At 64.7% G+C, this 18,372-nt stretch carries 16 protein-coding genes; 11 read left to right on the top strand and 5 right to left on the bottom strand.

The features are described from left to right. Positions 1-73: 73 nt before the first annotated feature. A complete protein-coding gene (locus OC446_RS17800; RefSeq protein WP_262030360.1) occupies positions 74-2,095 on the bottom strand; it encodes a M10 family metallopeptidase C-terminal domain-containing protein in 2,022 nt (673 codons plus the stop codon). Positions 2,096-2,505: 410 nt separating this feature from the next. On the opposite strand from OC446_RS17800, the gene OC446_RS17795 reads away from it, so the two are divergent. Further along, positions 2,506-4,902 (top strand): transketolase-like TK C-terminal-containing protein, encoded by a 2,397-nt coding sequence (locus tag OC446_RS17795; protein WP_262030359.1) that lies wholly within the window; start codon positions 2,506-2,508, stop codon positions 4,900-4,902. Positions 4,903-4,932: 30 nt separating this feature from the next. On the opposite strand, the gene OC446_RS17790 is transcribed toward OC446_RS17795, so the two are convergent. Beyond that, entirely contained in the window at positions 4,933-5,559 is a 627-nt protein-coding gene (locus tag OC446_RS17790) for a LysE family translocator (protein WP_262030363.1), read from the bottom strand. A gap of 188 nt (positions 5,560-5,747) precedes the next feature. Between OC446_RS17790 and OC446_RS17785 the strand changes: the two genes are divergently transcribed. Continuing rightward, on the top strand, positions 5,748-7,529 hold the full coding sequence (locus OC446_RS17785) for an ABC transporter ATP-binding protein (protein WP_262030358.1): 1,782 nt from the start codon (positions 5,748-5,750) through the stop codon (positions 7,527-7,529). Positions 7,530-7,657: 128 nt separating this feature from the next. Here OC446_RS17785 and OC446_RS17780 read toward each other — a convergent pair whose 3' ends face one another. After that, positions 7,658-8,380 (bottom strand): fused DSP-PTPase phosphatase/NAD kinase-like protein, encoded by a 723-nt coding sequence (locus OC446_RS17780; RefSeq protein WP_262030357.1) that lies wholly within the window; start codon positions 8,378-8,380, stop codon positions 7,658-7,660. 366 nt (positions 8,381-8,746) lie between these two features. Between OC446_RS17780 and OC446_RS17775 the strand changes: the two genes are divergently transcribed. From OC446_RS17775 to OC446_RS17735, 9 genes are all read left to right on the top strand, one after another. Beyond that, positions 8,747-9,028: an acyl carrier protein gene (locus tag OC446_RS17775; protein ID WP_009490841.1), complete on the top strand. Its 282-nt coding sequence runs from the start codon at positions 8,747-8,749 to the stop codon at positions 9,026-9,028. Positions 9,029-9,227: 199 nt separating this feature from the next. Then, on the top strand, positions 9,228-9,689 hold the full coding sequence (locus OC446_RS17770; RefSeq protein ID WP_262030356.1) for a 3-hydroxyacyl-ACP dehydratase FabZ family protein: 462 nt from the start codon (positions 9,228-9,230) through the stop codon (positions 9,687-9,689). Then, complete coding sequence (locus OC446_RS17765) at positions 9,689-10,813, top strand: beta-ketoacyl-ACP synthase (protein ID WP_262030355.1); 1,125 nt, start codon at positions 9,689-9,691, stop codon at positions 10,811-10,813. Before OC446_RS17770 ends, OC446_RS17765 begins: the two co-directional genes overlap by 1 nt. A gap of 10 nt (positions 10,814-10,823) precedes the next feature. Beyond that, complete coding sequence (locus OC446_RS17760; RefSeq protein ID WP_262030354.1) at positions 10,824-12,104, top strand: beta-ketoacyl-ACP synthase; 1,281 nt, start codon at positions 10,824-10,826, stop codon at positions 12,102-12,104. Positions 12,105-12,107: 3 nt separating this feature from the next. After that, positions 12,108-12,854: an SDR family NAD(P)-dependent oxidoreductase gene (locus tag OC446_RS17755; RefSeq protein WP_262030353.1), complete on the top strand. Its 747-nt coding sequence runs from the start codon at positions 12,108-12,110 to the stop codon at positions 12,852-12,854. Between the two features lie 79 nt (positions 12,855-12,933). Further along, on the top strand, positions 12,934-13,644 hold the full coding sequence (locus OC446_RS17750; protein WP_262030352.1) for a hypothetical protein: 711 nt from the start codon (positions 12,934-12,936) through the stop codon (positions 13,642-13,644). Between the two features lie 360 nt (positions 13,645-14,004). After that, the gene (locus OC446_RS17745) at positions 14,005-15,027 is read left to right on the top strand and encodes a zinc-binding dehydrogenase (protein ID WP_262030351.1); all 1,023 of its coding nucleotides are present in this window, start codon (positions 14,005-14,007) and stop codon (positions 15,025-15,027) included. Positions 15,028-15,153: 126 nt separating this feature from the next. Continuing rightward, positions 15,154-16,086, top strand: a complete 933-nt coding sequence (locus OC446_RS17740; RefSeq protein WP_262030350.1) for a lipid A biosynthesis lauroyl acyltransferase — start codon at positions 15,154-15,156, stop codon at positions 16,084-16,086. Positions 16,087-16,142: 56 nt separating this feature from the next. Continuing rightward, complete coding sequence (locus OC446_RS17735; RefSeq protein WP_262030349.1) at positions 16,143-16,898, top strand: DUF1223 domain-containing protein; 756 nt, start codon at positions 16,143-16,145, stop codon at positions 16,896-16,898. A 41-nt stretch (positions 16,899-16,939) separates the two neighbouring features. Here the strand turns inward: OC446_RS17735 and OC446_RS17730 are convergent, their stop codons facing one another. Both OC446_RS17730 and OC446_RS17725 read right to left on the bottom strand, forming a co-directional pair. Continuing rightward, entirely contained in the window at positions 16,940-17,551 is a 612-nt protein-coding gene (locus OC446_RS17730; RefSeq protein ID WP_262030348.1) for a TPM domain-containing protein, read from the bottom strand. Beyond that, a complete protein-coding gene (locus tag OC446_RS17725) occupies positions 17,552-18,370 on the bottom strand; it encodes a TPM domain-containing protein (protein WP_410055089.1) in 819 nt (272 codons plus the stop codon). Positions 18,371-18,372 lie beyond the last annotated feature (2 nt).

The following is an 18,372-nucleotide window of genomic DNA, read 5'->3' as shown; positions in this document are numbered from 1 at the left end:
ACCTCCCTCTGTATCCGGCAAAGGGATAACGCTCTCAAGGCCTAACAGGGCCTAGGTTCCGCAGGTCTCGAAATCAGAGAATGAAATAGCTTTTGGCGATGCTGCTCAGGCCCTTCAAAGCGATGGAAAAATCGGCCTTGCCGTCGCCGTTCACGTCGCCATGCACGACGATGCCGCCGGACATCTTCTCGAAGCGAAGCTCGCCAGCCTTCTTCTGGAAAGTTTTCTTGGCGATGAAGTTGAAGGCCTGATCTCCAACCTTGCGCGTATTGGCGTCGATAGCCTTCAGGCTGATCTTGTCCCCTTCGCGGGCGGAAAAATCGTAGATCGTGTCGCGCGTCTTAGCGGTGGTGCCACTGTCCTTGCTCGTCTTGAAGATAAAGGTATCGGCGCCTTTGCCGCCCCACATCTTGTCGGCACCCCGATTCCCCTCGATCATGTCCGCCACGGATTTGCCCTTCAGGACGTCGTTGCCCCGGCCGCCGATGATGGGCTTGACCGGTTCAATCGGCGTCACAGGAACGTCCGGCGTGACGGGATCGCTCGGCACCGTCGGCGGTGTGCCTGTATCGCCCGGATCCACGGTAACGGTGGCCCAGGTATGGCGGCTGCCGGAATCGCCGAAGGCGAAGTCGATCTCGACGGAGCGGTTCAAACGTCCGGACGTATGGGTATAGGTGATGGAGTGAACCAGTTCGTTGACGGCAGCTAGAGTTGCTTTCTCGTTAAAATCAACGCGGAAGCTCGCGGGTCCGGCATCGAATCGGAAGATCCCGATAGTCTCTCCGTCGAACTGGATACGGCCATCCGCCGTGATGCCATCGGGCGTCTTGATGCGTCCCGAGGCATCAATGCCGAGCAGATCGCCTGGATCGGCGTTCTGATAAATATATACGGCGAAGAAATCCATGAAAACGTCATCATCCGACAGGGCGGCGTTACCGCCGGCGTCGATATGGACGATCTGTCCGGGAGACATCGTCACGCGGTCGCCCGCGAGATTGTTCACCGTGGGCACGGCGTTCTTGTAGGTTCCGGCATTCGGCCCGGTTAGGATCCTGATTTCGTCGATCCCATTGCGGTGAATGGCCAAGCGCTCATCCGCATCCAACGACGCGCCATCCACCACGAGGGTCTCGTATTGAGAACCTCCCACGAAGAGCTTGGCGACATCCTTGCTGTCGACCGTCAAGATGGAATCCCCATCCATCAAGCGGATTGAGCTGTAATTGGCGAACGTCATTCCTCTAAGATCAGCCCCGCCGCCTTCGATGAAGAGGCGATCCGCTTTGGCATTGTTGGACGAGCCGCCAATGAAGGATTTGATCCCGGAAAGCTGGTCATTCCTGATGAAGATGTCTTCCTGCGCCGCCGAGCTGCGGATGATCTCAAAGCCCTTGAACATTTCCATGATAGAGATATGGAAATCGCTGCCGTCAGGTTCGCCACCGCCGCCGATGATGAACATGTCCTGGTCGCCGTCTCCCGCGTCGATCCTGTCCTGGTAGAACACGCTCGTCCAGAAGGCATGGAAGACGTCATCCTCGGGGGTTCCCGTGATGACATCCTTCCCTTGGGTCAGGACGGTCATATCCTCGGGCGCGACGGTAACGCTCATCATGTTCTGGCTGTTCTGCCCGTTGGCGTCACCGAGATAAATCTCGATATAGGTATCGTGCACCAGCCCAGGATCATTCGAGACGTTCGTGTAGGTGACGGCGCGCAGAAGCTGCTGCACGAGATCCTTGGTCGCCACGCCCTCATGGAAATTGATGCTGAGACATTGCGGGCCCGCATCCTCGGCCATGACGCCGATCGTGATCCCGCCGACCTTGACCTCGCTGCCGGGCTCGAAGTCCGGATTGATCTCGATCCCCGGGAGCGTCTGCACCCCCAGGCGATCTCCCTCATGACGATAGGTTTCGTGGAAGAAAATCCAGAGGTAGCTTAAGGTTTCGGTCTCGGCTGTAATCTCGGCATCGCCGTCCACATCGATTCCGATCGGGGTATTGCCCACCCAGGTCCGGATCGTGTCGTTCTGGATGTTGTCGATGACGGGCGCCGAGGCGGCCGTTGTGATGGTTTGTCTCATCATGTCTCGATGTCCCAGAGCGAGGCTGCGATTTCGGATTTTGTGATATATTCCTAATAGTTACAGAGTAACATCTGTGTCTGTGGATCGCAAGAGCGCCAAGGCTGCGCAGCAAGTTCCCGGTCGATGGGGAGCTTACGGGCCAGGGAAGCGGTCGACATCGGCGTATGGGCGACGCGTCTTAGCGGACCTCGACGTGACATGCAGAAATAGGCTTCCGTTCTTGCGATCCGATGGTCCGCCGCTGCATGGTTATTGGGCGTAAGAAGTATTGCCAAAGCAGCATAAAGCCGCATTTTAGCCCCATCGGCTTAAGCCATCCCCGTACAAGCGACTTCGCACCCGGGTTCGGGCCGAATAGTCGCCACGATACAAATATCATTGGCAATGGACGCAAGGCTGGGAGGATAAGCATGGCGGACGCGCGGCAGTTGAGCATCTTGAAGGAACTCGAGCGGAAGGTGCTCTGGCTCTCGACCTGGACGATCCACAACGCCAACCACCTGCGCGCCAACGAGGACGGGCTCAAGATCGGTGGCCATCAGGCCTCCTCCGCGTCCCTGTCGACGATCCTGACCGCGCTTTATTTCTCGGTGTTGAAACCCGAGGACCGGGTGGCGGTGAAGCCCCACGCCAGCCCGATCTACCACGCCATCCAGTATCTCTTCGGCCGCCAGACCCGCGAGAAGCTGGAGAACTTCCGAGGCTACAAGGGCGCGCAATCCTATCCGTCCCGCACCAAGGACATCGACGACGTGGACTTCTCCACGGGCTCGGTGGGACTGGGCGTCGCCCAGACGCTCTTCGCCAGCCTCGTGCAGGATTACGTGAAGGCCCATGGCTGGGCCAAGGACAAGCCCGAAGGCCGCATGATTTCGCTCGTCGGCGACGCCGAGATGGACGAGGGCAACATCTTCGAGGCCCTGCTGGAGGGCTGGAAGCACGGCATCCGCAACACGTGGTGGATCATCGACTACAACCGCCAGAGCCTCGACGCGGTGATCCGTGAGGGCCTGTGGGAGCGCTTCGAGGCCCTGTTCCGCAATTTCGGCTGGGACGTGGTGATCCTCAAGCACGGTTCCCTGATGCAGGAGGCGTTCCAGGAGCCCGGCGGAGACCGCCTGCGGGCCTGGATCGATTCCTGCCCCAACCAGCTTTACTCGGCCCTGACCTACCAGGGCGGCGCCGCCTGGAGAAAGCGCCTGCTGGACGATCTCGGCGACCAGGGGCCGGTGACGCGCCTGATCGAAAAGCGCTCGGACGAGGAGCTGGCGCGGCTCATGTCCAATCTCGGCGGGCACGACCTGCCGAGCCTGCTCGACGCCTTCGAGAAGGCGAGGACGCACGACCGGCCGGTCTGTTTCCTGGCCTACACGATCAAGGGCTTCGGGCTGCCGCTCGCCGGCCACAAGGACAACCATTCCGGTATGCTGACGCCCTCCCAGATGGAGGCCTGGCGTGCCACGCAAGGGGTCCGTCCGGGCCATGAATGGGACAAGTTCGAGGGGCTCGAGGCTCCACCGGCCGAGATCGAGCGCTTCCTGAACGAAGTGCCGTTCATCCAGGAGGGGACAAGGCGCTACACGGCCCCCCAGGTGCCGGTGCCGGAGCGGCTCGCCTTCCCGGCCAACCCCGCCATGTCGACCCAGCAGGGCTTCGGCCTCATCCTCAACGAGCTTGCCCGCTCCGACCAGGCCCTGGCCTCCCGGATCGTCACCACGGCGCCGGACGTGACCGTTTCGACCAATCTCGGCGCCTGGGTGAACCGGCGCGGCCTCTTCGCCCGCGAGAGCCTGGTCGACACGTTCAAGAAGGAGCGGATTCCCTCGACCTACAACTGGGAGTTCTCGCCAAAGGGCCAGCATATCGAGCTCGGAATCGCCGAGATGAACCTGTTCATCGTGCTCTCGGCGCTCGGGCTGTCGCATTCCCTGTTCGGGGAGCGGATCCTGCCCATCGGCACCCTGTACGACCCGTTCATCTACCGTGGCGCCGATGCCCTGAACTATGCCTGCTACCAGGACGCCCGCTTCATGATCGTGGCGACGCCCTCGGGCGTGACGCTGGCGCCCGAGGGCGGCGCGCATCAATCCATCGGCACGCCCCTGGTGGGCATGGCGCAGGATGGGCTCGCCTCGTTCGAGCCGGCCTTCGTCGACGAGCTGGCGGTGATCATGCGCTGGGCCTTCGACTACATGCAGCGCGACGGCGAGGGCGAGCCGAACGAGACGACCTGGCTGCGCGACGAGACCGGCGGCTCGGTTTACTTACGCTTGTCGACCCGCAGCCTCGAGCAGCCGCAGCGGGCGATGACGGCGGATCTCGCCGACGAGATCATGGCCGGGGCCTATTGGCTGCGCAAGCCCGGCCCGAACGCCCAGGTGGTGGTGGCCTATACGGGAGCGGTCGCGCCGGAGGCGATCGAGGCCGTGGGGCTCATGGCCGAGGACCGGCGCGACATCGGCCTGCTGGCGATCACCTCCGCCGACCGGCTCAATGCCGGCTGGACGGCCGCGCAGCGCGCCCGCGAGCGCGGGCTCGTCCATGCCCGCTCCCATGTGGAGCGCCTGCTCGCCGACGTGCCGCCCCATTGCGGGCTGGTGACGGTGATCGACGGCCATCCGGCGACGCTGGCCTGGATGGGCTCGGTCATGGGCCACCGCACGCGTTCGCTCGGCGTCGAGCATTTCGGCCAGACCGGCACGATCAAGGACCTGTACCGCCATTTCGGCATCGACGCGCAGGGCATCATCGCGGCCGCCGAGATGATCGCGCCCGGAAAGCCCATCCGCCACCTCAGGGCCGTATGAAACGAGGCGGTCGGAGGCCCCGACCGCCGCTCACCCCTGTCCCGCTCGCAGCGCCACCGTGGCGACGCCCGCGCCGATCAGGAGGCTGCCGCCGGTCCGGTTGATCACCCGCATGGTTCGCGGGCTCTGCACGACGCTGCGGGCCCGCGAGGCGATCAGCGCGTAGGTGAGGACGTTCGCGAAGGCGAGGATCAGGAAGGTCGCGGCGAAGACGCCGACCTGGGGCAGGAGCGCCAGCTTCGGGTCGATGAACTGGGGCAGGAAGGCGATGAAGAAGGTCAGGCCTTTCGGATTGAGCGCCGTGACGAGCCAGGCATGGCCGAGCATCCTGAGCGCGGATGTCGCATCCGTGCGTGGCTTGGCGTCGAGTGCTCCGCCGGCCCGCCAGAGCTTGATTCCGAGCCAGACGAGATAGGCGGCCCCCACCCATTTGAGCACCGTGAACAGGGTGGCCGAGGCGGCCAGCAGCGCTCCGAGGCCGAGGAGCGACAGGGTCATGGCGGTGAAATCCCCCAGGGCGACTCCGACCGCCATAGGCAGGGCGGTGCGCCAGCCCTGCCCGAGGGCATAGGACACGACCAGAAGGATGGTCGGCCCGGGGATGACGAGCAGCACGGCGGAGGCGGCCGTGAAGGCGAGCCAGGTTTCGAGCGTCATGGCGGATTCCAGTGCGACGATAACGCCATGCAGCCACGGAACGGCGGCTCTGTCGAGAGGGAAAGCAGGCCCGACCGGAAGCGGTACGGCCATATCCATCGATCTTCGGCCGGCGGAGGATTTGCCGCCCGGGGCCTTTGCGTGCTAACCGCGAACCTCACGAAATAAGAACTTCCTTAAGGCAGAGCATGGCCCGCAAGAGCCTCCTCCGGGGCGACACCCTTCCCTTGATCAGCCGCCTGTGGCGCGACTGGATGCGTCCGCACGCGAAGACCCTGGGCTTGGTTCTCCTGCTGGTGGCCCTGGTGTCGATCGCCACGGGATTCTATCCGGTCCTGATCAAGACCGCCTTCGACGCCTTCGAGACGAAGGACGCGCAGGCCATCCTGCTGGCGCCGCTGTTCGTGATCGCCGTCACCTCCGTGAAGGGCTTCTCGCTGCTCGCCCTGACGATCCTCACCAACAAGGTGGTGACGCGGATCGAGGCGGACATGCAGACGGCGCTCTACGGCCATCTGATCGAGGCCGATCTCGCCCAGATCGGGCGCGAGAGCCCGGCCGCCCTGACCCAGCGCTTCACCACGGATTTCGCTTTCATCCGGGAGGCGCTCACCCGTCTCTCGACGGTATTCCTGCGCGAAATCACGACGATCATTGCGCTGGTTGCCGCGATGCTCTGGATCGACCCGGTCCTGACCCTGGTGGCCGCCGTCATCGCGCCTTTCTTCGCCTATCCGGTGAACCAGATCGGCCGCAAGCTGCGCCGGGTCGCCGTCACGACCCAGGAGCAGACCGGCCTGATGGCGAGCCTCATCACCGAGAGTCTGGCCGGAACCCGCATCGCCAAGACCTACGGGCTCGAGCGCTACCTCAAGGCCAAGGCCGCCCGGACCTTCGACGACGTACGCGACCTCAAGATGAAGGCGGCCAATGCCCGCGGGCGGATGGATCCGATCCTGGAAACCGGCGGCGGCGTCGCCGTCGCTCTCGTGCTCATGCTGATCGGCCGCCGGATCATGTCCGGCGACAGCACGGTCGGCGACTTCACGGGCTTTGTCAGCGCCCTCGTCATGGCCGCGCAACCGATTCGGGCGCTCGGCAATCTGAACGCCATCGTCCAGGAGGCTGCTGCGGCGCTGCACCGAACCTTTACGGTGATGGATGAGACGCCCCGGATCCAGGACAAGCCCGGAGCCCGGCCGCTCGTGCTGGAAGGCGGCGAGATCCGCTTCTCGAACCTCACCTTCTCCTACGACGGCGAGGCGGTGGCGCTCGATCACGTCGATCTGGTGGCCGAAGCCGGCCAGACCACGGCCCTGGTGGGCCGCTCCGGCTCGGGCAAATCGACCCTCCTATCCCTCGTGCCGCGTCTCTACGACGTGAACCAGGGCGCCGTCCTGATCGACGGGCAGGACGTGCGGGACGTGACCCTGGCCAGCCTGCGTCGCGCCGTCGCGGTCGTGAGCCAGGACGTGATCCTCTTCGACGACACGATCCGGGCCAACATCGCTTTCGGGCGGCCGGATGCGACCGAGGAGGAGATCGTCGCGGCCGCCAAGGCCGCCGCGGCCCACGACTTCATCCTCAGGCAGCCGGACGGCTACTACACGTCCGTCGGTCCCGGCGGCGGACGCCTCTCGGGCGGCGAGCGCCAGCGCATTTCGCTCGCCCGCGCCTTCCTGAAGAACGCCCCGATTCTGCTGCTCGACGAGGCGACGAGCGCCCTCGATTCCGAATCGGAGCGCCTGGTCCAGGACGCGATCCGGCGCCTCATGAAGGGCCGCACCACCCTGGTCATCGCCCACCGCCTCTCGACCGTGCGCAACGCGGAAAAGATCGTCGTGATGGAAGGCGGGCAAATCGCCGAGACGGGCTCGCACGAGGCCCTGATCGCCCAGAGGGGCGCCTATGCACGCCTCCACCGCCTGCAGCTCTCCGACGACGAAGAGCCGAGCCTGGCGGTGTCGTAGGATCTGCCCACGCCACGTCATCACCGGGCTCGTCCCGGCTATCCCGATTCCGTGAAGCGCTGCGCTTTTCCGAACGAGATCACCGGGACGAGCCCGGTGATGACGTGGAGGGGCAAAACCCGGACCGCCTATTCCCGTCGCATGATCCTGTCGACCAGGAGGCTCGACCAGAAGCTCGGGCGGAAGTTCCGCTCCAGGGTCTCGGCATCGTACCGGGTCTCGATCCAGGTCAGGAACGGGATTCCCTGGGCCTCGCCCTCGCGGCGGTAGAGATCGAAGAACTCGTCGAGGATGCCCGTCTTCGAGAAGCGGAAATGGCCGAAGCGCACGGAGAGCTGGCGCTGGGCCTCGTCGATGGACTTGCCTTCGAACACGATGAGGTAGAGCGCCGCGACGAAGCCCGCCCGGTCGGCGCCCGATTTGCAGTGCAGGACGGCCGGGTACTCGATCGTGTCGAAGAATTCCTTGGCGGACAGCAGGGTTTCCCGGTCCGGCGCCCCGCGGGAGCGGACAACGAATTCCACCAGATGGATGCCGAGCCGCTCGCAGGCCTCCTTCTGGAGCTGCCAGGAGCCGTGCTCGCGGCCGCCGCGCAGGTTGATGATGGTGCGCACACCCTCGGCCTTGAGGGCGGCAATCTGATGCGGGGCGGGCTGGGCCGAGCGCCACAGGCGGTCGGTCACCCGGTGCTTGTTGAGGTAGAAGAGACGGAAAACCCCATGATCGGCCAGGAGCATGTGGGCCCAGGCGCGCAGGCGCCCGGACAAACCCTCGACGGGCCGGTCCCAGCGCGCGATGCGGGCCATGCGGCGTGCATAGCGGATTTCAGGCTTGAGGAACCGGTTGAACACGTCGATCCAAGCAATCTGTCGTCAATGTAAGATCATTCGGGTTTCGGCCGAAGGCGGCCCTTATCGGCGATGGGGGCAGAATAATCAATCGCATCTCCCTCAAGTAGTTGCCGCAGGCGGAAAAGAAGCCTCCGCACAATACCTTCCTCAAGGGTTGCGCCTCGAATAAATCCCGAAAGGACAAATCCACTTTTGGGTCCGATGCTCCCGGAATGCAACCAATCGGTTGCCGGTCTGCGGCCGGTCGTGTAAGGGGTGCGTTTCGAAACAACCCTCCTTGACGAGAAGAGCGGCTGGACACCGGGCCTTGAGAGCTTGCCGGCGCTGGATCGTTGAGACCAACAAGCAGTTCAGGAGAGCGGCGTCATGTCGTCCACCTTCGAGACCGTCGCCGGCATCATTTCAGAGACCGCCGATATCCCGCGCGAGCAGATCACCCCCGAGAGCCATGCCATCGAGGATCTCGGCATCGACTCCCTGGCCTTCCTCGACATCGCGTTCGCCATCGACAAGGCCTTCGGGATCAAGCTGCCGCTGGAGCAGTGGACGCAGGAAGTGAACGAGGGCAAGGCTCCCGCCGAGGAATACTTCGTCCTGAAGAACCTCGTGGCGCGCATCGACGCCCTCGTGGCCGCCAAGCAGGCCTAAAAAGACAAGCAAGCCATCCCGGCGGGCCGATTTTTCGATATGCTACCCTGGGATGGGAGGCGCGACGCAGCCCTCCTCCCCCTTGTGGGGAGGAGTTGGAGGTGGGGTGGTAGCGCCACGTTGATCCAGTTTTGCGCTGACACCCCCACCCCTAGCCCCTCCCCACAAGGGGGAGGGGGAACAGGTTCCGCAAGAGACAATGCGCCTCGAATATTTTGAAATGATCGACCGGGTGACCAGCCTCGACCGCGAGACGAAGCGGATCGAGGTGACCTCCACGGTGCCCATGGAAAGTCCTGTTTTCGAAGGGCATTTCCCCGGCCATCCCCTCGTGCCCGGCGTGCTCCTGACCGAGACCATGGCCCAGGCTTCCGGCTATCTCGTGCTCGGCCTCATGGGCTTCACCCACATGCCGTTCCTCATGGCCGTCGACAAGGCCCGCTTTCGCACCTTCGTCGGACCGGGTACGGTGCTCACCATCCAGGCCCAGCTGGAGCATGAGGGTTCGGGCTATGCCGTGACCAAGGCCAAGATCTTGGCCGAAGGCAAGCCGATCTGCGATGCGGAGCTGCGGTTCAGGATCATGCCTTTCCCCGAGGGCATGGACGGCCAGATGCGCGCCCAGGCGCGCCGCATCGGCCTTCTGGAGGAGACAGTTTGATGCGGGATGTGGTCATCACGGGAATAGGCCTCGTATCGGGTGCGGGCGAAGGCCTGGACGCCCATCTGGCGGCGCTCGCGGCCGGCGGCGCTCCGAACACGGATACGACGACCTTCGAGCCCTTCCCGGTCCATCCGGTGGTGGCGCTCGAATGGGACCGGCAGATCCCCAAGAAATCCGACCAGCGGCAGATGGAGGCCTGGCAGAGGCTCGGCTGCTACGCGGCGGGCCTCGCCCTGGATGCGGCCGGCGCGAAGGACGACGCAGCCCTGAAAGGCCGGATGCAGCTCATCGTCTCGGCCGGCGGCGGCGAGCGGGATTACGCGGTCGACGGGCAGATCCTCACGGGGCTGCGGCAGGCTAAAGATCCGGGCGTCTTCCTCAACGAGCGCCTCATGGGCGACCTGCGCCCGACCCTGTTCCTGGCGCAGCTGTCCAATCTCCTGGCCGGCAACATTTCCATCGTCCATGGCGTGACGGGCGCTTCGCGCACCTTCATGGGCGAGGAATCGAGCGGCGTGGATGCGCTACGCATCGCCCGGGAGCGGATCGCTTCGGGGCAGGACGATATTTTCCTCGTCGGCGGCGCCTACAATGCCGAGCGGGCCGACGTGCTCCTGATCTATGAAATGGGCGGCTTCCTCTGGAAGAAGCCCTATGCGTCCGTCTGGGAGCGCCCCGCCGAGGGCGGCGGCATGATCCTCGGTTCCGGGGCCTGCTTCCTGGTGCTCGAATCCCGCGAGCATGCGGAGGCGCGGGGCGCCAAGCCGCTCGCCGTCGTGGCGGGGATCGCGTCCGACCGCGCCCGCCGCCGGGCGGGCAGCGTCGAGGAAGCGCTCCACGCCCTGGCGAAGCAGCTCGGGGCGAAGCCCGACCTGGTGCTGTCCGGCGCTACTGGCATCAAGGACATCACGGAAGAGGAGCAGGCGGCCCTGAAGGACATCGCGCCCGGCGCGGCCGTCCATGCCACCGGCAATCTCGTCGGCCATACCATCGAAGCGCAGGCTGCCACCGGGGTGGCGCTCGCCGCAGGACTGATCGCCGAGGGGAAAGCCGGCGAGGCTCTCGTCACCTCCGTCGGCCATTGGCGCGGCGAAGGCGCCGTCCGGCTCACCAAGGCTTGAGGAGAAGGCAATGGCACTCCGCGACAGACAGGGCCGTCCCCTCGTCGCCGTCACCGGCATGGGCGTGGTCACGTCCCTCGGCCAGGGCAAGGACGATACCTGGGCGGCTCTGACGGCCGGCAAATCCGGCATCCACCGCATCAACCGCTTCCCGACGGAAGGCCTGCGCACCACGATCGCGGGTACGATCGACCATGTCGACGTGGAGCCCTTCTGCGCCCCCATGCTGTCCGAGCGCCTCGCCATGCTGGCGGCCGAGGAAGCCGTGGGCCAGTCCGGCCTCGCCCGGGAGGATTTTCCCGGGGCGCTGTTCATCGCGGTGCCCCCGGTCGAGATGGAATGGCCGCAGCGCCAAGCCCTGGCCGAGGCCTCGGGCCAGACCGGCGACATCACCTACAAGGATCTTCTGAAGGCGGCGGGTTCCGGCCGCTTCAAGCCCTGGCACGACCTCTTCATCTTCGGCACGGTGGCCGACCGGGTCGCCGACCGCTTCGGCACCCGAGGCTCGCCGATCTCGCTCTCGACGGCCTGCTCGTCCGGCGCCACGGCGATCCAGCTCGGCGTCGAGGCCATCCGGCGCGGCGAAGCCGATGCGGCCCTGTGCATCGGCACGGACGGCTCCGTGAATCCGGAATCTCTTATCCGCTTCTCCCTGCTCTCGGCGCTCTCAACCCAGAACGAGAACCCGGAAGCGGCCTCGAAGCCGTTCTCCAAGAACCGGGACGGCTTCGTCATGGGCGAAGGCGGGGCCGCCCTCGTGCTGGAAAACGCCGAGAGCGCGAAGGCGCGGGGCGCCACCATCCTGGGCTACGTGCTCGGCTGCGGCGAGAAGGGCGACGGCTTCCACCGCACCCGATCCTCGCCCGACGGTATGCCGGCCATCACGGCGATCCGCCAGGCCCTGGACGATGCGGGCGTTTCCCCTGAGGACATCGACTACATCAACGCCCACGGCACCTCGACGCCGGAGAACGACAAGATGGAGGCCATGAGCTGCACCGCCGTGTTCGGCGAGCGCATGGCGGGCCTTCCGATCTCCTCGAACAAGTCGATGATCGGCCACACGCTCACGGCCGCCGGCGCGGTCGAGGCGGTGATGTCGCTCCTGACCATGGCCACGGGCCGCATTCCGCCGACCATCAACTACCAGGTGCCCGATCCGGCGATCCCGCTCGACGTGGTGCCGAACGTGGCCCGCGACGCGAAGGTGAACTACGTGCTGTCGAATTCCTTCGGCTTCGGCGGCCAGAACACCTGCCTCGTCTTCGGGGCCGAGCCGAAAGGGGCTTAAACCATGACCCGGGTTCTGGTGACGGGCGGCGGCAAGGGTGTCGGCGCCGCCATCGTGCGGGCGCTCGCCGCCGCCGGCCACGATGTGGATTTCACCTACCGGTCCTCCGGCGAGGCTGCGAAGGCCTTGGCCGGCGAGCTGATGCAGGCCCATCCCGGCCGGAGCATCAAGGCCCATGAAGTCGATCTCGCCGACAAGGCCGCCCTGGAGGCCTTCTGCGAGACCATCGAGGGCGAGAGCTTCTTCGGCCTGGTGCACAATGCCGGCCAGCCCTACGACGCGCTTGCCGCCATGATGCAGCAGGACAAGGCCGAAGCCGCCATGCAGGTGAATTTCTGGTCCTTCACCCGCATCGCCAAGGCTCTCATGCGCGGCATGATCCGCGCCAAGGCGGGCCGAATCGTCGCCATCGGGTCGGTGGCGGCCCTTCAGGGCAATCCGGGCAATGCCGCCTATGCGGCCTCGAAAGGGGCGCTGATCTCCTATTGCCGCACGCTCTCCGTCGAGACCGCCAAGCGCGGCGTCACGGTCAACGTGATCGCGCCTGGCTTCATCGACACGGACATGATGGCGCCCTACGCGGCCTATCGCGACAACATGGAAAAACAGATCCCGGCCGGACGCTTCGCGAAGCCGGAGGAAATCGCGGGTCTCGCCGCCTTCCTCATGTCCGACCCCGCCGCCTACATCACCGGCACGGTGCTGCCGATCGACGGCGGCCTGACCTCGATGCTGGGCGTGCATCGGTAGGAATTCGCAATACTAGAGCGCTCGTCTAATCTCCAGTTTCATAAAGGGGGTTGGCATATCCTTTGAGAAAATTGGTTTAATGCTCTTCTATTTCCTGAACCGTATGTGGTTTGCTCTAAAGCGCTACTGTGCGCTCAAAAGAGAAGAAGCAAAACCTGTTATACTAAAAGATGTTTGGGGTATTTGGGAAAGCTATGAACCCACTGAAAACTTACAGTCGATTAAGTTGACGGATCGCCATCTTGCCTTGATCCGCCGAACTCGGTTCGGATGGAATATGGCGAATGATACAGTCGAGGTTGGAGCGCCCTGCGTAGATGCTTCTAGTCCCTATGGATCGGGAAATATCCTAAGCGACATTGCTGAGGTATTTGGCGCCGGTTCTCCGGCGGAACTCGCACTGCAGCATGCAAGGATGGCTGGTATCCTTAACCTCTTTTTTCAATCTGCACAGATCGACCCTGGCCATTACGATATTGGGGGCCAAGATTTCAATCTAACTACTGATCACATCATCCTTGCGCGTTGTCTTCCCTTCTTTTGGAAGGTTTCTGCCCCGAAATTGTTCAAGGCGGATCTTTGGCCAGTCCCATCCTGCGATCCCGTGCGCCCTTATGGGCTTTGTAGTTATTTCGAGCGTGACATGGCAGCCTGTCTAGGTTGGCTTGGTGAAGACGATAGCCGTGAACTAAGCGATGACGAGTTCTCGAAGCTAACTCAAATGCATACCGAGATGGCAGATGTGTTCCAGGTCATGGCTGCCTATGCTCGCATTGAGGCCGAAGTCTGACCCGTTCTCTAGCTTCTACTCAAAGACATTTGAGGAGCAATCTACCGTCGGAGAAAGAATCCGGGATGAATTTGACCTTTCTCTTGATCAGGGTCCGGGAGCCGAGATCGGCGCGAATGATCGGACGATGTCATCGTGGCAAAAGGCTCAAAACAGAATCACTCGCCTTTTCGCAGCTTGCCCTGGAAGTCGAGAGGGTTAACGAGCCTTGCATCGATTTGTGAGCCATACAAAACTTGTCATTCGTCTGCTCACACTTTAATCCGCCCAACGGATGTATCCGTTATGGCCGGGCTTGTACCGGCTATCCACGTCTAATCCCACTGAAAGATGTGGATTCCCGGAGTAGGATTTTTACCCATGCGCTCTCTCCAACTCTTCGGCGACCGTGATCTTCGCATCACCGAGATGGAAGCCCCGCCGCTGCCCGCCGCCGGGGAGGTGCAGGTCCGGGTCAAGGCGCTCGCCCTCAATTTTCTCGATGTCTGGGGCTTCCGCGGCATGGCCTTCGCCAAGCGCAAGATGCCGCAGGCGGTGGGCGTGGAGGCCGCGGGCGAGATCGCGGCCTTGGGCGAGGGCGTCACGCGCTTCAAGGTGGGCGATCCGGTGACCATGTACGGGGCCGAGACCTGCGGCCATTGCAGCGCCTGCCGCAAAGGTTGGGACAATCTCTGCGAGAACGTGGCCGGCATCATGGGCTTCCATATCGACGGCTTCGCCCGCGAGCTGATCAACCGGCCCGAGCGGCTCGTCATCCCGGTGCCGAAGGGCGTTTCCTTCGAGCAGGCGGCCTGCGCGCCCATCGGTTTCGGCACCGTCCAGCACATGCTGTTCGACAACGCCAAGCTGGAGCCGGGCGAGTCGATCCTCGTCCATGCGGGCGGCTCGGGGATTGGCACGGCGGCGATCAAGATGGCCAAGGCCATCGGCTGCACGGTCTACACGACCGTGGGTGACGACGAGAAGGGCGAGAAGGCCAAGGCCCTGGGGGCCGATTATGTGATCAATTACCGCACCGAGCGCTTCGAGGGCGAGGTGCGCCGCCTGACCAAGCGCAAGGGCGTCGACGTGGTGTTCGAGCATGTGGGCGCCGAGACCTGGAACGGCTCGCTGTTGTGCCTCAAGCGCGGCGGACGCCTCGTCACCTGCGGCTCGACGAGCGGCGTCTCCACCACCATGAACCTGATGCAGCTCTTTCAGCAGCAATACCGGATCTTCGGCTCCTTCGGCTGCCGGATCGAGAACATCGCCCAGTCGCTCGACAAGATGGCCGGCGGCATGACCCCGGTCATCGACGCTGTCTTCCCGCTCGACGAATTCCAGAAGGGCCTCGAGCGGCTCGAAGGCCGCAAGGTCTTCGGCAAGGTGATCGTGACGTTCTGACCTCATACAACCGGCCGCGTCATCACAGATCTTGACGAAACGGGCTCCCCGCGAAAAAGACGCGGGGCCTTTTCTTTTTCCAAGCCCGGCCTCTCGCCGGCTCTTCGCGCCAGGAACCGAAACGACGTGCACCAACCCCACCGCTCCCGCAACCTCGCCTCGCGACTGATCGGAACGGTCATGGTCGGCGTCGTGCGCGGCGTCTTCGCCTTCTCGCGGCTTCTGGGCCCGGAGCGCTCGGGCGCCGTGGGGGCTGCGCTCACCCGCACCTTCGGCCCGCTGCTGCGGGCGCACCGGACGGCGCTCGCCAATATCCGGGCGGTCTATCCGGAGAAGTCCGAGGCCGAGGTGAAGGCCCTGGCGCTCGCGGCTTGGGACAATCTCGGCCGCACGGGCGGCGAATATCCCCATCTCGGCCGCTTGTTCGATTTCGACCCGGACAGCACGGCGCCCGGCCGCACCGAGGTCGACGGCATCGATCACTTCCTCTCCCTGCGGGACGACGGCAAGCCCGGAATCATCTTCTCAGCCCATCTCGCCAATTGGGAGCTGCCCGCCATCTGCGCGGCGCGTTTCGGGCTCGACACCACGGCGGTGTTCCGCGCGCCCAACGATCCGGCCATCGCCCGCGTCCTGCACGAGATCCGCAGCGAGACCATGGGCAACCTGGAGGCGGCCCGCCAGGGCGCGGCCTTCGCCATGCAGGGCGCCCTGGAGAAGGGCGGCCATCTCGGCATGCTGATCGACCAGCATTTCACCCGCGGCGTGATCGTGAACTTCATGGGCCGCCCGGCCCTGGTGAACCCGATCCTCGGCAAGTTCGCCCGCCGCTTCGACTGCCCGGTTCACGGGGTGAGGGTCATTCGCCTGCCCAACCACCGCTTCCGCCTGCAGCTCACGCCGCCGCTCGACCTGCCCCGCGATCCCGACGGGCAGATCAACGTGCAGGGCGCCATGCAGGCCATGACCGCCGTAGTGGAGGAATGGGTGCGGGAATATCCGGAGCAATGGCTGTGGATGCACCGCCGCTGGCGGGTTCCGGCCAAAGCATCCGCTTAGATTCCCCTTCTCGGTCGACGCTCAACGTAACGTGAGTTTCCCTCAAGGTCGATTTCGTGTTCGATAGCGTCACCATGGCGTTCCGTTTGACACTGACTTTGGCGGCCCTCGGCCTTGCCGCTCTCCTTCAACCTGCTCTGGCGGAGCCGCCGCGTGCGGTCGTCGAGCTGTTCACGAGCCAGGGCTGCTCCTCCTGCCCGCCGGCGGACGAACTCCTGGTCGAGTATTCCCGCCAGCCGGACATCATCGCCCTGTCCCTGCCGGTGAATTACTGGGATTATCTCGGCTGGAAGGACACGCTCGCCCATGTAGCCTTCACCGAGCGGCAGAAGGCCTATGCCCATTCCCGCAGCGACCGGCAGGTCTTCACGCCGCAGATGATCGTCAACGGCAAGAAATCCTGCATCGGCTCCGACCGGGGCCAGATCGAGAAGGCCATCCAGGCGACGTCGAAGGGGCGCAAAACCCTGCCGGTGAACGTGACCGTCGACGAGCGGAACGGTCGTGTCACGATCCTCGTCGAGGAGACCCCGGACACGGCGCACCGGGCGGCCGAACTGTGGGTCCTGCCTGTCCTGAAGGCCCAGACGGTTCCGATCGAGCGCGGCGAGAACCGGGGCAAGACGATCACGTACGCCAATGTGGTGCGCGGCCTGAACCGCGTCGGGGAATGGCTCGGCGGCTCGGCCCGGTTCGAGGTGCCGCTCGAGACCGCCCGCAATGGCGGGGACGCTTACGTGGTGCTGCTCCAGAGCACCGATGCGGCCCGTCCCGGGATCATCCTGGGAGCCGCCAAGGGTCCGGGGCTCTAAGGCATCGGGCCCGCTTCCCACATTTGCGTGCGATGCTCTCGCTACGGCAGCACGATCACCTTGTTCGGCAGCTCGTCCACGTCGTCGAGGCGGGGCGGGGCGTGTTCCGCCAGGATCGCGCCGGTCCGTCGGATCGCCTGGAGGAGCCCTTCCGTCATTCGCCCATCCCGGATCGCGCCGGTCAGATCAGCCACGAGATCGGCCCAGATCTCCTCATCGACACGGTCCGAGATCCCCGTATCGGCCAAAACCTCTGCGTGATGCTCGGCGAGCGCCAGGTAGATCAGCACGCCGGTCTTCTCCCGGGTGCGGGTGAGCCCCCGGCGCAGGAACTCGCGCGAGGCCGCCTCGTGGCCCTGCGTCCGCTTGATGGAGCGCGGCACCAGGGCATAGCGCAGCCTGGGCCAGGAGAGGACGAGACTCAGGGTCAGAGCCACCGCGAGCTGGATCAGGAAGATCCGCGACGTGCTCACTCCTGTGAACCAGATCAGCGGCCAGGGGGTGACCAGGGCCGCGAGAAGCGCCCAGAGGAGCGGGAATTCGCGGTAATGGCCCGCCTGCTCGGCCAGCACGACCACGACCTCGCCGGAGGTGTCGTCCTCCACGTCGCTGATTGCCTGGGCGAGGCGCGCCTGATCGTCGGGTGAAATCATCTACCAGCTCCCTGAGGCGCCGCCGCCTCCCGACGAGCCGCCCCCTCCCGAGAACCCGCCTCCGCCGGACCAGCCACCGCCACCGCCGCCGGACCATCCGCTCCCGCCCGACCAGCCGCCGGGCGTGACGATCCAGGGACCACGGCGCCCCCGCCTGACGGCGCCGGCCCGGCCGGCGCCCATCATCCGCGAGATCAGGAAGAACAGGATCAGGAGGATGACGAAGGCGACGACGGGGTCGATGCTGGTGGTGTTGTCCTCGCGCACCTCGGCCCTCCGGTGCCATTCCTCCGCATCGCCGGTGAGGATCGACAGCATGGCATCGACGCCCGCACCGATGCCCCCGGCGAAATTGCCCTTCTGAAACTGGGGCGCAATGGCGGTCGTGATGATGACCTTGGACAGCGCGTCCGTCAGCGCCCCTTCCAGGCCGTAGCCGACCTCGATGCGGACCTTCCGCTCCTGCGGCGCCACCAGGAGCAGCGCGCCGTTGTTGTTCTTCTTCTGCCCGAGCTGCCAGTGTCGGAACAGGCGGTTGGCGTAATCCTCGATCGGGTAGCCTTCGAGGGAGCGCACGGTGGCGACCACCACCTGGTCGCTGGTCTTGTCCTCATGGGCCTTCAATTTGGCTTCCAGGGCCGACCGCTCCTCGGGCTTCAGGAGATTGGCCGCATCGACCACCCGGCCGGTGAGGGGAGGGAAGATCTGGGCGAGAGCCGGGAGGCTGGCGAGCAAGAGGATGAAAAGAAGCGACGCCATGAGGAGCGCCTGAACTCTCTCCCCCCTCGCGGGGGAAGGGAAAGACCGGGTGCTTCTCATCC

It is taken from the genome of Microvirga sp. Mcv34 (assembly GCF_024519725.1).
Classification (GTDB): Bacteria; Pseudomonadota; Alphaproteobacteria; order Rhizobiales; family Beijerinckiaceae; genus Microvirga.
Note: the sequence above shows the minus strand (reverse complement) of the source record. Positions and strands in the feature narration are given on the sequence as shown.